Here is a 13684-nt window from a genome sequence, read left to right as displayed (position 1 = left end):
GGATGTGACATGAAATGAAAATTACGGAACTCCTAAGTAAGGAAACGATCATTCTCGATCTGCATGCCGATTCCAAACAAGAAGTGCTTGACGCGTTAGCGGATCAGCTTGATCAAGCCGGAAAACTGGAGGACAAGCAGGCTTTTAAAGAAGGTATCATGGCACGCGAAGAACAAAGCACAACCGGGATTGGCGAAGGGATCGCCATACCACATGCCAAATCAGCAGCGGTGCAAACACCGGCTATTGCGTTCGGACGGTCCAAATCCGGAATCGACTTTGAATCGCTGGATGGGCAGCCCGCCCATTTATTTTTCATGATTGCGGCGAGTGAAGGTGCAAACAATGACCATTTGGAGGCACTCTCCCGCTTATCAACATTTCTAATGGATGAAGCGTTCCGTCAAAAAATGCTTGATGCCACAACAAAAGAAGAAATTTTGCAAGCGGTCAACGATAAAGAAAATGAAGTAGATGGAACCGAAGAAGCGGAATCAACGGAGACCGGACAAAGAATCCTCGCGGTAACTGCTTGTCCAACCGGTATCGCGCACACGTACATGGCTGCAGAGAAGCTATCGGAAACCGCCAAAGACATGGGAATTTCCATAAAAGTCGAAACAAATGGCTCAGGCGGGGTTAAAAACCGATTAACGGAAAAGGATATTGAAGAGGCAGACAGCATTATTGTTGCGGCAGATACAAAGGTTGAGATGGCTCGTTTCCATGGAAAACCTGTGATTGAAACCGGGGTCGGAAAGGCAATCCATGAGGCGGAGAATTTACTGAAACGGGCAGCTAATGAAGACGTTCCAGTCTATGCACATGAAGAATCTGACGGCGGAAAGCCATCTGAAAAAGAAGGACGAAGCGGATTTTACAAGCATTTGATGAATGGTGTTTCCAACATGCTGCCATTTGTTGTTGGCGGCGGTATTCTAATCGCCCTTTCATTTTTATGGGGCATCAAATCAGCTGATCCAAGCAGTTCACAATACAATGAGTTCGCCGCCATGCTTAATACAATCGGCGGCGGAAAAGCATTCTTCCTGATGGTCCCGGTACTTGCCGGTTTTATTGCTTCCAGCATCGCTGACAGACCGGGCTTTGCACCAGGGATGGTCGGCGGTCTTATCGCCATCACAGTATCCGGGGCAGAAGGGGCAACTGGCGGATCAGGATTCCTTGGCGGACTTATTGCAGGTTTTCTGGCAGGTTATCTGACCGTACTGATCAAAAAGATTTTCGCGGGTCTTCCGGAAGCTCTAGAAGGGTTAAAACCAGTATTATTTTATCCTTTGTTCAGCATTGCCATTACAGGGCTGATTATGATGGTAATCAATCCGCCTCTGACTGCAATCTATACAGGCATTTCATCATTCCTGGAAAGCATGGGTGGTACAAATCAGATTATCGTCGGTATTATTTTGGGAGCCATGATGGCTTTTGATATGGGCGGACCGGTTAATAAAGCTGCATATACGTTCGGCATTGCCATGCTGGATGCAAATAACTTTACGTTTATCGCAGCGATAATGGCAGGCGGAATGGTGCCGCCACTCGGCATGGCACTATCTACAACACTCTTTAAGAATCGTTATACGAAAGAAGAACGCGAAGCAGGCAAAACTGCTTATCCACTTGGTATCTGTTTCATTACGGAAGGTGTTATTCCATTAGCAGCAGCAGATCCTGCAAGGGTAATTCCATCAACAATGGTTGGTGCTGCAGTTGCAGGCGGCCTGTCGATGCTGTTTGATGTAGGACTGCGGGCACCACATGGAGGTATTTTTGTAATCGGACTCGTTGATGGCGGTATTAGCAAAATACTGCTGTATATCGCAGCGATTATAATCGGATCCGTTATTACAGCCATCATAGCAGGCCTCTTAAAACGCAATGTTAATCGGACTGCGTAACTGAAATTGAAAAAATGCTGTTGGCTGGGGGACATATCAGAAGGTGTAAATCCAAAAGACGAACTATAGGGAATTTAGCGGAGGAAATATACATTCGGGATAATAATTGTGAACATTATCATATCGATTGTGAACTTTAGCATTTCGGCTGTCAACTATAGCGAAAATGCCTTCCGCTTTATCATTTCGGTGCGTCCCGCGGTAACGAAGACACTGCAAAAGCTTTTTTGAGCAGATGTCGCACTTATGCTCGAAAGTGAAAGCGAAGTATATTTCCGGAGTGGTTATTCGCTCCAGGTCCCAATAGGTTGTTCGGATTTTACGTTGGATAAAACACTTTTGTCCCAGCCTCTTACATTTGAAAGCGGTAAAATGTTTTCCGGGACGCTTCATGAACCATGAATATTATAGTTTTGTCTTACCGCATTTATAAACTTCCATTATATTTTTGACTGCATCTTCAACCAATCGATCGGCATTTTCGCTTAATTGCTGAAGGGAGGCAGGGGATTTGGCAATGCTAAAAAATGCGGAAACACCATAATCTTTTAATTGTTCATATCCTTCACTTAAACTGCCGGATACACAGATCACAGGAACACCATGCTTTTCAGCTTTCCTTCCTACTCCCATGGGGGCTTTCCCAAATATGGTCTGTGCGTCTGTCTTTCCTTCCCCCACCAAAACGATATCAGCATCTTGCAATTCTTCTTCAAACTGAATGGCATCCAGGATCAAATCAATCCCGGGTTCCAAAGATGCATTAAGAAAGGCCAGAAGCCCGCCTCCTAAACCACCGGCCGCTCCTGCTCCCGGGACATTCATTATATTTTTATTTAAATATTGCTGAACCTTATGACCCAAATTCTCCAGACTTTTATCCAATTTCGCTACCATTTCCGGTGTAGCACCCTTTTGGGGACCAAAGATTGCAGAAGCGCCATCAGGTCCGCACAACGTATTTGTTACATCACAAGCTGCAACTATCTTCGTTGAAAATATTCTGAAGTCCAGTTTTTCGGTATTTATTGTTTCAAGTTCCTTTAACGCCTGTCCTCCAGGGGGAAGTTTTTGACCGGACTCATCAAGAAACTCCACTCCCAAAGCAGCAGCCATTCCGGCACCAGCATCATTTGTGGCACTGCCGCCAATGCCTAATATAATTGTTTCACACCCGTAATCAAGTGCCCTCGATATAAGTTCTCCCGTACCATATGTAGTGGCACACATAGGATCTAAATCATCTTCGGATATTAAGGTGAGTCCTGATGCTTCCGCCATTTCAATAACAGCAGTATTGGTATCTCCTAATACCCCCCACTTTGCCGTAACTTTTTCGCCCAATGGACCTGTTACGACCTCATTGAAAATGGTCCCTTTTGTAATATTCACGAGTGAATCAACTGTACCTTCACCTCCGTCAGCTAAAGGAAAGGCTTTTATTTCGCAATTTGGAAATACATGTTTTATGCCTCTTTCCATACTTTCTGACACTTCCACAGCGGATAAACTGCCCTTATAGGAATCTGGAGCCAGTATACATTTCATATTCATCGTCCTTCCCTTGATCAACTATAAAAATCCTTCACCCATTTCGGAACAACCAACAAAATAACAATGCGATTTCCAACACTCAAAAAGGCTTCAAGATCATCAAAGCAATCACAATCAAAAACAAGCTATTTTCAATCCGTTCAAAGATGAATAGTTTTTTGGAAAGGATGAAATATTCCGGTGGTATCACATCCCCATTCGAGTTTTCCAGTAATGTTTTTATTGGTTTGGATCTAGGTGACAAGACAGTCGGGCCAAACCCAAGCGCAATCAAATAAAGAATAAGACTTGTTACATACCACCCTTGCTGGAACAGATGATTATGCAAAAATCCCATCCATAAACCGGTGACCAAAAGCAATGTTCCACCCGTCATCACAAAAATATGCAGTCTGTTCCGAATGATATAGGCATGTTTCAATTCCGTTAAATTAGTTGCTTTTGTTACGATATAAATCATTACAAAGCCCGGACCAAGTCCCAATATGGCTGAAAAAACATGTATAAAAACAAGCAAATCATAAAAAGTCACGATCGTTACCCCCAGCGAGCTACTTCCAATCCTATCATACATCATTTCTCACTGTACGGGGTGTGACAAAATTCATTATTGGTGTCAGCCGGCATATCGTTTCAATATAGCATCAACTGCCCCGCCGTACATTTCACCGAAAATGTTCAGGTGAACGAGCAGATAATAGAGCTGATACAGCGGCTTTATATCCTCATAATCCCGCATGACTGGAAATCTTTTTTTGTAAGCCTGATAGAAATCCGCTGAATAACCGCCGAACAATTCGGTAAATGCCAGTTCAAAATGACGATCGCCAAAAAGAAATGACGGATCAATAACATATGGCTCGCCATCCTTGCCTGTCAGCCAGTTTCCTCCCCATAAGTCGCCATGCAGATAAGAAGGTGCAACGTCATCCGGAACCCAGTTATGGAGATTGTCAATTAATTTCTCCATTCGTATGCGCCGGTTGCCTGTCATCCTATTCCGATCAATCCCCAGTTTCAATTGGGCAGACAGCCGTCGGTCACGGTAATACTGAAGCCAGTTATCGAACAATCCATTTGGCTGTGGCAGCAGCCCGATAAATGTATCGTCCGGAAAGCCATGCTGCTTGCCGGTTGCCTGATGCATCTGTGCAATCCGGTCGCCCAGCAATGCTTCAGTTTGAGGTTTTTTCGTACCTTCCACCCACTCGAGCACCAAATAGGCGCTTCCTTTTACGTCGGAATATGCCAATACATCCGGGACAGATATAGAGTTCGTCCCGTTAATCAGTTCAAGCCCTTTCGCTTCCAATTCAAAAAATCGATCAGGAGCATCGGGATGGAATTTTATAAAATATTTTTGCTGTTCTGTCTCGACAAAATAACTTTCATTGATGGATCCGCCATGCGACTGTTTTATATTGAATGGTTTTGTATAATCTCCAGCCTCATGCAGTGCGGTTTGAATTAAAGTATGCATCATAACCCTCCAAAAGCGGTTCTTTATGTTCCATTATCATGATGTTATTACAATTCATCAAGCGTTTGATTAATTGTCCGGATTTCCTGCAGGATCTGCTCCTGCTCCTCATCCGTTGATGCCTCTTTTCCCATCAATTGTGTCAGACGAAGCTTAAGTTCCCTCACTTTTTCCGGAACCCTATCCGGATTTTTCAAGTGTATGTCATATTCATCAAACGTACCTTCATAATCCACTAAATGCGTCTCCCCGAGATCCAGAATCCTATTGGCAATTTTCCGGATTAAATATCTGTCATGTGATACCACAATCAATGCTCCGGGATATGCCATCAGAACATCCTCTACAATCTCCCTTGTATCCACATCCAAAAAATTCGTTGGTTCATCAAGTACAAGCAGGTTTGCATCACTGAAATATAAGCGGATAAAAGCAACGCGGCATTTCTCCCCCATGCTAAGTGCGGAAATTTTTTTAAAAACCGTCTCTCTGGAAAACAGAAAACAGCCAAGAATGGTCCGTGCTTCTGATTGTGTCATCCCGGGCAATTCCAGCATGCTGTCCAATATACTCGTGTCATTATCCAAATTATCAAGTTCCTGAGCAAAGTAACCGATTTTGGTCTGCGGATTTTGCTTAATGATTCCGTGACCAGGTGGAATTTGACCTGTCATCAACTTAAGCAGTGTTGACTTTCCCGATCCATTTGGACCAATAACACCAACACGATCGCCGCGATAGACGGACATATTTAACCCGGAAAATAATGACGTTTCCTTGACATAGGAAAAAGACATATCTTCCACATGCAAAAACCGTTTTGCCGAAAAATTGCCGTTATCCAACCGGAAATTCACCTTCTTATCTGATTCCGGTTTTTCCACTTTTTTCTGATCCAGCCTTTCCAATTCCTTTTCCTTCGCTTTAAACCGGGAAACATTTTTCTTCGCCTTAGCCCGGGCAAAATCATCCTGCCCTGCCGCCTTATGTGCCTGATGGAACCACTTCTGATAATTTTGGATGGTCTGCATAAGTTCTTTACGCTGTTGCTCCTGTTTTCGGTATTGCGCTTCCTGTGTCTTCCACTCCACTTCCTTTTGTTCGCGATATGCGGTATACCCGCCTTCATACCGTTTGCACCCATCGGCATTCAACTCATATATCGCATCTGCCGTCCGATCCAGAAACAGCCGGTCATGCGACACATAAAGGACAGCACCGGAATACCCGGCGATCCAGCCCTCCAGCCATTCAATCGTTTCTTGATCCAGATGGTTGGTTGGCTCATCCATCACAATGCAATCCGGCCGTTCCAGTATAAGACGGGCAAGTTGGACCCGGGTTTTTTGACCGCCGCTGAGCTGCTGATACATACTGTTCCATACAGCCTGGTCCAAATTCACTTGATGAAGAGCTGCCTCTGCTTCCGGCTGCAGCTGATAACCATCCAAATCCAAAAATTGATTATAAACCTCACTATACGTATCCATGTCAAACTCAGGCTGCTCTTGTATTCTTTCCAGTTCTTTTTTCAATTGATACCGTTCACGAGAAACACTTTGCACAAACTCCATGGCAGTAATATGCGGTGAAACTAGTGGTTCCTGTTCCAACAGCCCCCACTGATTGGCTGGAACAAACCGTTTTACTGACCCGGCATCAAACTCTATTTTATCCAGGAGTCCGTTGAGCAGTGTTGTTTTTCCGACACCATTCCGACCGAACAATGCCGCATGCTCCCCTTCTTTCAATTCGAGATCAACATTTTTAAAAAGTGGTACACCGTTCCAATCTTTTGTAAGATTATTTGCCTTAAAAATAAACATATCCATACCCCCATGAAATCGGTCTCTGCCTGAGAACAATCAACATGGACATATGGATATACCAATCCGTAACATATAAAAAGACTATCCGGTATAAGCACACACGTATCCCATCGTTTCATGCAGGCAGAAACGTCGTTTGAGTTCCATTCAAACTTCTTGGAAATACGCGGTTTACTTCATTGTCGGATATGTCCTCCTTTTTCATTTCATTTCTTTTATCATAGCGACTTGACGGATCGCTGTCAAATCAGGATTTGTCTTTCCACAACTTCATCGGATTCTCCTGCCCCTCTTCCAAAGGCATATGAATCATGTTTAAGTGGCGTTCCTCTTTTGGTTTCGTCAGGTCTTCATAAATTTCTTTTGATTTTCCAAGGCCGGCGTCACTCGCGTCATCAACCGTTGCACAATAATATACATTATCAATTCCCGCAAATTCCATTGCAGTCAGACACATCGGGCAAGGCTCACCACTTGCATACATCGTATAGCCTTCCATTGCAGGTACTTCCAATTTTTCCTGTGCACGTCTGATTGCAAGCATTTCGGCATGCCCGCTGACATCAAAATGCCTGTGCAGTTCATTCACACCTTCTGTTACGATCTGATTGTCCTTCACCAAAACTGCACCAAAAGGCTGCCCGCCATCCCGAACATTTTCAGCCGCCAGTTCAACGGCCCGCTGCATAAACTTATCCAACTTGTGTCCTCCTTTTTATCTGCATTTTACACGGACAAATGCAAAATGTCTAAACCAATCAGCATTTCATAACGAGGATGGACACGTCTGTTAACGCCTTAAGGGCATGGCGCTCATTAGGTTCCATGTACAATACCTTCTCAGTATTGATCACCTGCTCCTCACCATTTACCGTAAAAGACACTTCACCGCTCTTAACAAAAATGAATACATATTTTGGTGAATCATGCTCTTTTATTTCCTCGCCGGCTTTTAGTTTGAGATGCATGATTTCGCGACCCTCCTCCCTGAAGATTTTGGATGTTTGCTTTGATTTTTCAACTGAATGATCTAATGGGATTAACTGCATTTTTTCACTGCCTTTCGCTAATAATTTGATACGTAAATTCAGTATAGCAAAAGTTCACAAACACCTGCCGTGACAATCATCACAGTATAGGGATGAAAATGGTTCTTCTAATTTTCACAATCACTCATATTGATTTATTATACGTAATTGGCTACAATTTAATTGATAATAGTTTTCAATTATCATGGCAAGGGGAGATAAAATGGAAAATACAAAGCAATCCACAGCTTTGGCGACGGTCATCCGTGAACGCCGTGCAGTCAAAAAAGGCTATAACAATAAACCGGTTACCGAAGAAACAGTATTGGAACTGTTGGAAGATGCAAGCTGGGCACCTACCCACGGAATGCGGCAGCCGTGGAGATTTATTTTTGTCGGACCGGATGAAAAGGAAGCATTCGCCGAAAAAGTCGCTGCCACATATCCGGAAGAACGGCAGGAAAACCGCCGTCAATACCTGAATGAACCAACCGCATTCCTAGTTGTTGTCATGGACGTACCGGATAATCAGAAACAGTGGGATGAAAACTTCGGCGCGACAGCCTGCATGATTCAGAACTTCTGGCTGCTCGCCTGGGAGCAGAAACTCGGCGTTGTCTGGAAAACAAATCCGCATATTTATGATCCGGCAGTGAAAGAGATTTTAAATGTCGGGGAACATGAAAAAATCGCCGGCTTCCTCCATCTCGGTTATTTCGATGAAGCACCAGTCAAAAAAGACAGAATACCAGTTTCAGACAAATTCACAACATTTAAAGCGTAGACTTGAAGAGCGTCAGATTTGCCTGGCGCTCTTTTTAGAATCGGAAAAAGCTGTTTTTTCGACACCCGGCCTAATAGGATATACGCAATCAAGAAGGATCAGGCCTCGAAGATCAATTCCTCACCATTGAAGGTTGATTTCTCGCTCTTGAGGGTTGATTCCTTGCTCCTGATGGTCGTTTCCTCGCTCTCAAAGGTTGATTCCCAGCCCTTGATGGTCGATTCCTCGCTCTCAAAGGTTGATTCCCAGCCCTTGATGGTCGATTCCTCGTTCTCAAAGGTTGATTCCCAGCCCTTGATGGTCGATTCCTCGCTCTCAAAGGTTGATTCCCAGCCCTTGATGGTCGATTCCTCGCTCTCAAAGGTTGATTCCCAGCCTTCGAAGGTTGATTCCTCGCTCCTGGGGTTGAATCCCAGGCATCGATGGTTGATATACCACCTTAACAGTCTCATCACAACTCCGACTTTTCTTATTAAAAAAAGACCACAAAACGAACATAACGTTTTGCAGTCTTTCAATCTATCATGATTCATCTTCCCAGACAGCACTTTTCAGATTACTATATTTTTGGTGGCGGTCGATGGCCAGTTCAATCAAGCGATTAATCAATTCCGGATACGGGATACCGCTCACTTCCCACAGTTTTGGATACATGCTGATTTTTGTGAAGCCCGGGAGTGTATTCACTTCGTTCACATACACTTCCCCATTCTCTTTTAAAAAGAAATCGACACGTGCGAGCCCTTCACATTCCAGTGCCTGAAATGCTTCAATCGCAGCCTCCTGAATTTTTGCAACGATTTCTTCCGGAAGATCTGCTGGTATTTCCAGCTCCGCGCCGGTTTCATCAATATACTTCGATTCGTAGGAATAAAATTCAGTCTGTGGTAAAATTTCTCCCGGCACAGATGCGGCGGGGTCCTCATTTCCGAGCACCGAGCATTCCACTTCACGTCCTATAAGTGTTTCTTCGATGATGATTTTACGGTCATATTGGAACGCTTCATCCACTGCTTTTTCAAAATCGGCCTCATCTGATACTTTGCTTACCCCAACGGACGAACCTTGGTTTGCCGGTTTCACAAACATTGGGACTCCAAGTTCATCTTTCAACCTGGCAAATTCAATTTTGTTCCGGTTAAAACTTGTAAATGCTTTTCCTTTTGCTACATTGATGCCTGCACCTTTCAACAGACGTTTGGCAATATCCTTATCCATGCACACGGCAGACCCGGTAACACTCGAACCGACAAACGGCAAATTCGCCAGGCGCATCATTCCCTGCAGGCTGCCATCTTCCCCAAGGGTGCCGTGGACAATCGGGAACACCACATCCAACTGGTCAAGTAACCCGGCATTTGCTGAATGAATCAGTTGATTATGATCCTGTCCCGGAACAATTGCCACCGTGTCATTTGATTTGTTCAGACTGATCAGCTTCGGGTTCTCCGCATTAATCAGGTAGGATGATTCGTCGTTAATATGCCATTGACCCTGTTTATCAATTCCAAGCAGCACAACATCATATTTATCTTTATCAATTGCATCCACAATATTTTTCGCTGATTGCAGTGAAACTTCGTGCTCAGCGGATTTCCCGCCGAAAATAATACCGACCTTTTTCTTTTCCATCGTCAGAACTCCTTCATGTAAATCATATATATCTAATTTAGCACAAGTAGGGTTGTTTGAAACAGTGAAAAATGGACCGTCTGAAAATTTTTCTTAAAAATGTGTTGACATTCGGAGCAAATTCCCCTATGATTATTCCCAATAACTTTTATACGAACGGCAACGACGAAGATTAGTAATCTGTCGGGACACTTCAGAGAGTTGGCGGTTGCTGCAAGCCAATGGTCGCGGACAGATGAATGGACTTCCGAGCCCCAAACCGAACTTGTTTTTTACAGTAGGCTTTGGCGGACCATCCCATCGTTATTGGGATAAATATGAAGCAGTGCTTCATATTGCCAAAGTGAGCTGATTTTCAGCTAATAAAGGTGGCACCACGGGTCCCCCGTCCTTTCGATGGATGGGGGCCTTTTTGTATTCCAAAAAAAATTCATAGATTAAATCGTTGAGTAAGAGAAGTAAGCTGTTTTGCAGCGTTTCAGAGAGCCGGTGGCGGTGAAATACCGGTACGTGAATAACAGCCGAATGGACTTGCGAGAGGTTTCCTGAACACCAGTAGGGAAACACGGTGCTCCGCCGTTACACGGATAGGATATCTGAGAACCGGGATGACCCTCCCCGGTTCGCACGTATCTGAAAAGAGATGAAGAATGTTGTTCTTCAAAATGAGGTGGCACCACGGTCACAACCGTCCTCTGCAAATGCATATACCATGCATTTGCAGAGGATTTTTTATTTGGAAAAGCGGAAGCGCCCGTTTAGCAACGTACAAACTGCGCCCTGCCATGCAGGGTGGGTCGGCGTTGCCGCGCAAAGCGGCGGTTTTAGCCGATCTTCCTTCAACAATGAGATAAAGGAAACACGGTGAGCTGGAAGCGAACCGATGTTGACTTATCGTAGTGAGAAGTGTGAAGTTTGCTAGTTGCTGGGCGCTGGAGCTGGACGTGGCTTATTCTGTCCAAGAAGAAAATAAAGCCCCAATTTTAGATTTTCATTGGTTATTTAAAACTAAGGAGTGATGCAAATGCATACCAAAACAATACCTTGCAAATTTACCGAGCATAATGCGGATATGCTGACACCGATTGGAATATTCAACAATCTGACAGGTAAGAAAAAGTTTCTGCTGGAAAGTTCTTTTCAGCATGAAGAAAATGGTAAATTCTCCTTTATTGGAGTCAATCCATATCAGGAGTTCACGAGTAATCAGGATAAGACGACGGTTACTAATCATGACAAAAAGAACACTGTCAGCTATAACGAACCGATTGTATCTGTTTTACAGAAAATTTTCCCGAAATCAGATCTACAGCTCCCGTTTCCATTTTTCGGCGGGGCAATTGGCTATTTGGGATATGACACCGTCCGTCCATTCGAAAATATCGGAGACGAACTGCCGGATGAGGTGAACATGGCAGATGCGCATTTCATGTTATACAAGGATGTTATCGTATTTGACCATCGAAAGGATAAAGTTTACCTGGTTGCGACAAACCTTGATGATCAGCCGGAAGAGGAGCTGGATAATCGATTGGAACAACTGGAAGGTGCATTGGTCCCATCAGCCACTGTTAATCCGGCAGATGATGTGGAAATTGATTTCCAGCCGGCAATTGACAAACAGGAATTTATGCGGCAAGTGGAAATCGCCAAAGATTACATTAACCGTGGAGAGGTTCTACAGGTTGTGTTGTCGCAACGCATGAAGGCAGCATTTGACGGGGATTCCTTTTCGCTGTACCGGAAACTGCGCAACGCAAATCCTTCCCCGTACATGTTTTACATTGACTTTGAAGACTATGTGCTGCTCGGTTCATCCCCGGAAAGCCTTCTGAAATCGGAGGAAGATCGGATTGTAACAAATCCGATTGCCGGTACAAGACGACGGGGCGGTACAAGAGACGAGGATCAGGCGTTGGTCAAAGATTTAATAACGGACAAAAAGGAAATTTCCGAGCATCAGATGCTTGTTGACCTGAGCAGAAACGATTTTGAACGGGTCTGCACCAAAGACAGCATTACAGTGCCTGCCTATATGCATGTGAAAAAATATGAGCATGTGATGCATATGGTTTCCGAGGTTCATGGCAAGCTTGCAGCCGGATATTCCAGCATTGATGCACTTATCGCCTGTTTGCCGGCCGGTACTGTTTCAGGTGCACCCAGGGCAAGGGCAATGCAGATTATTAATGAGCTCGAAAACGTTCGGCGCGGTGCTTACGGAGGCGGAGTCGGCTACATCAACTTTAATTATGATTTGAATTTTGCCCTGACCATCCGCTCCCTGATGATTAACCAAAACCAGGCATATTTGCAGGCGGGCGCCGGAATTGTTAAGGAATCTGATCCGGAAAAGGAATATTACGAAACGCTAAACAAAGCAAAATCACTGATGGAGATAAAAAATGAAGGATAGGAAAGGAGTTTTAACATGAAAAGCTATATTGAAAAGCTGCTGAATAAACAGGATTTAAGCATAGAGGAAATGAAAGACGCTGCATTAAATTGTTTTTCACCCGAGGTCAGCGACAGTGAACTTGCATCATTTCTGACAGCACTACGGGCGAAAGGAGAAACACCAGATGAAGCTGCCGGTCTTGCAGCAGTTATTCGATCCCAGTCAACGGAAGCAACGGATTCGCTTGGAAATGTGATGGATAACTGCGGTACAGGCGGGGATTATTCAAACAGTTTTAATATCAGCACCACGGCAGCATTTGTCATTGCCGGTGCAGGGATAAAGATTGCCAAACACGGGAACAGGAGCATTTCCAGTAAAACCGGCAGTGCGGATGTTTTGGAGGAACTGGGGATATCGTTATCTTTTTCAAAAGACCATGTTGAGAAAGTTTTGACGGAAAATAATATCGCATTTCTGTTTGCGCCCCATGTGCATCCGGGGATGAAACGGATTACGAAAGTCCGAAAAGATCTCGGTGTTCCAACCACCTTTAATCTGATTGGACCGTTAACAAATCCCGTCAACTTGGATTCACAGCTGCTCGGTGTCTACCGCCGGGATATGCTGCCAATGCTTGCTGCAGCATTAAACCAGATGGGAAGAAAGCGGGCTGTCGTTGTGCATGGTGCCGGCAATATGGATGAGGCATCACTTTCAGGTGAGAACCATATTACATTGCTGGACAATGGTAACATCACATCCTTCACCCTTCATCCGGCAGATGTTCGCTTGCCGGTATATGCAAACGCAGATATCCAGGGGGATACTCCCAAAGAAAATGCAGCTATTTTACGGAATGTTTTACAAGGAAAACGCGGCGCTTACTATGATACCGTATTGCTTAATGCGGGACTTGGCATTTTCGCAAACGGGAAAGCATCGACCATATTTGACGGAATTGAATTGGCAAGAGAAAGCATCGAAAGCGGTGCAGCACTGGAAAAATTGAACTATTTGGTGGAATACAGTTCCAATGTTTCTAAGGAGGCTATCTGAT

12 protein-coding genes and 2 other annotated features are annotated in these 13684 nt (G+C 44.4%); of the genes, 4 read left to right on the top strand and 8 right to left on the bottom strand.

Annotation, left to right across the window (positions count from 1 at the left end):
- The first annotated feature begins 14 nt into the window (after positions 1–14).
- Positions 15–1919 carry a PTS fructose transporter subunit IIABC gene (locus tag B1K71_RS01655; RefSeq protein ID WP_077324281.1) on the top strand — a complete coding sequence of 635 codons (1905 nt, stop codon included), beginning with the start codon at positions 15–17 and terminating at the stop codon, positions 1917–1919.
- Between the two features lie 405 nt (positions 1920–2324).
- Here the strand turns inward: B1K71_RS01655 and B1K71_RS01650 are convergent, their stop codons facing one another.
- The 6 genes from B1K71_RS01650 to B1K71_RS01625 all read right to left on the bottom strand — a co-directional run bounded on the left by B1K71_RS01650 (position 2325) and on the right by B1K71_RS01625 (position 7750).
- A complete protein-coding gene (locus tag B1K71_RS01650; protein WP_077324280.1) occupies positions 2325–3467 on the bottom strand; it encodes a glycerate kinase family protein in 1143 nt (380 codons plus the stop codon).
- A gap of 85 nt (positions 3468–3552) precedes the next feature.
- On the bottom strand, positions 3553–4005 hold the full coding sequence (locus B1K71_RS01645; protein ID WP_077324279.1) for a DUF2269 family protein: 453 nt from the start codon (positions 4003–4005) through the stop codon (positions 3553–3555).
- Positions 4006–4089: 84 nt separating this feature from the next.
- Positions 4090–4953, bottom strand: coding sequence for a fructosamine kinase family protein (locus tag B1K71_RS01640; protein WP_077324278.1), 864 nt, complete (start codon positions 4951–4953; stop codon positions 4090–4092).
- Between the two features lie 47 nt (positions 4954–5000).
- Entirely contained in the window at positions 5001–6779 is a 1779-nt protein-coding gene (abc-f, locus tag B1K71_RS01635) for a ribosomal protection-like ABC-F family protein (protein WP_077324277.1), read from the bottom strand.
- A 250-nt stretch (positions 6780–7029) separates the two neighbouring features.
- Positions 7030–7482: a nucleoside deaminase gene (locus B1K71_RS01630; RefSeq protein WP_077324276.1), complete on the bottom strand. Its 453-nt coding sequence runs from the start codon at positions 7480–7482 to the stop codon at positions 7030–7032.
- 58 nt (positions 7483–7540) lie between these two features.
- Positions 7541–7750, bottom strand: a complete 210-nt coding sequence (locus B1K71_RS01625) for a cupin domain-containing protein (protein ID WP_175631798.1) — start codon at positions 7748–7750, stop codon at positions 7541–7543.
- Positions 7751–8033: 283 nt separating this feature from the next.
- Here B1K71_RS01625 and B1K71_RS01620 point away from each other — a divergent pair, with 283 nt between their 5' ends.
- Positions 8034–8594: a nitroreductase family protein gene (locus tag B1K71_RS01620; protein WP_077324274.1), complete on the top strand. Its 561-nt coding sequence runs from the start codon at positions 8034–8036 to the stop codon at positions 8592–8594.
- 98 nt (positions 8595–8692) lie between these two features.
- Here the strand turns inward: B1K71_RS01620 and B1K71_RS01615 are convergent, their stop codons facing one another.
- Positions 8693–9049: a hypothetical protein gene (locus B1K71_RS01615; RefSeq protein WP_139343275.1), complete on the bottom strand. Its 357-nt coding sequence runs from the start codon at positions 9047–9049 to the stop codon at positions 8693–8695.
- A gap of 67 nt (positions 9050–9116) precedes the next feature.
- Complete coding sequence (gene ddlA, locus B1K71_RS01610) at positions 9117–10226, bottom strand: D-alanine--D-alanine ligase (protein WP_077324272.1); 1110 nt, start codon at positions 10224–10226, stop codon at positions 9117–9119.
- A gap of 153 nt (positions 10227–10379) precedes the next feature.
- Positions 10380–10622 (top strand) — a binding site (T-box leader).
- A gap of 40 nt (positions 10623–10662) precedes the next feature.
- Positions 10663–10925 (top strand) — a binding site (T-box leader).
- 325 nt (positions 10926–11250) lie between these two features.
- Here ddlA and trpE point away from each other — a divergent pair.
- Positions 11251–12642: an anthranilate synthase component I gene (trpE, locus tag B1K71_RS01600; protein WP_077324270.1), complete on the top strand. Its 1392-nt coding sequence runs from the start codon at positions 11251–11253 to the stop codon at positions 12640–12642.
- A gap of 15 nt (positions 12643–12657) precedes the next feature.
- Positions 12658–13683, top strand: a complete 1026-nt coding sequence (trpD, locus tag B1K71_RS01595; protein WP_077324269.1) for an anthranilate phosphoribosyltransferase — start codon at positions 12658–12660, stop codon at positions 13681–13683.
- Position 13684 lies beyond the last annotated feature (1 nt).

The sequence above is a fragment of the Virgibacillus siamensis genome (assembly GCF_900162695.1).
Lineage (GTDB): Bacteria > Bacillota > Bacilli > Bacillales > Amphibacillaceae > Lentibacillus > Lentibacillus siamensis_A.
The sequence above is the reverse complement of the archived record's forward strand: the minus strand, read 5'-3'. Positions and strand labels throughout refer to the sequence as shown.

What these genes read in the sequence shown, in the direction of transcription:
- B1K71_RS01655 (WP_077324281.1), top strand. Translation starts at nt 15, where the DNA reads ATGAAAATTACGGAACTCCTAAGTAAGGAAACGATCATTCTCGATCTG.
- B1K71_RS01650 (WP_077324280.1), bottom strand. Translation starts at nt 3,467, where the DNA reads ATGAAATGTATACTGGCTCCAGATTCCTATAAGGGCAGTTTATCCGCT.
- B1K71_RS01640 (WP_077324278.1), bottom strand. Translation starts at nt 4,953, where the DNA reads ATGCATACTTTAATTCAAACCGCACTGCATGAGGCTGGAGATTATACA.
- abc-f (WP_077324277.1), bottom strand. Translation starts at nt 6,779, where the DNA reads ATGTTTATTTTTAAGGCAAATAATCTTACAAAAGATTGGAACGGTGTA.
- B1K71_RS01625 (WP_175631798.1), bottom strand. Translation starts at nt 7,750, where the DNA reads ATGCATCTCAAACTAAAAGCCGGCGAGGAAATAAAAGAGCATGATTCA.
- B1K71_RS01620 (WP_077324274.1), top strand. Translation starts at nt 8,034, where the DNA reads ATGGAAAATACAAAGCAATCCACAGCTTTGGCGACGGTCATCCGTGAA.
- ddlA (WP_077324272.1), bottom strand. Translation starts at nt 10,226, where the DNA reads ATGGAAAAGAAAAAGGTCGGTATTATTTTCGGCGGGAAATCCGCTGAG.
- trpE (WP_077324270.1), top strand. Translation starts at nt 11,251, where the DNA reads ATGCATACCAAAACAATACCTTGCAAATTTACCGAGCATAATGCGGAT.
- trpD (WP_077324269.1), top strand. Translation starts at nt 12,658, where the DNA reads ATGAAAAGCTATATTGAAAAGCTGCTGAATAAACAGGATTTAAGCATA.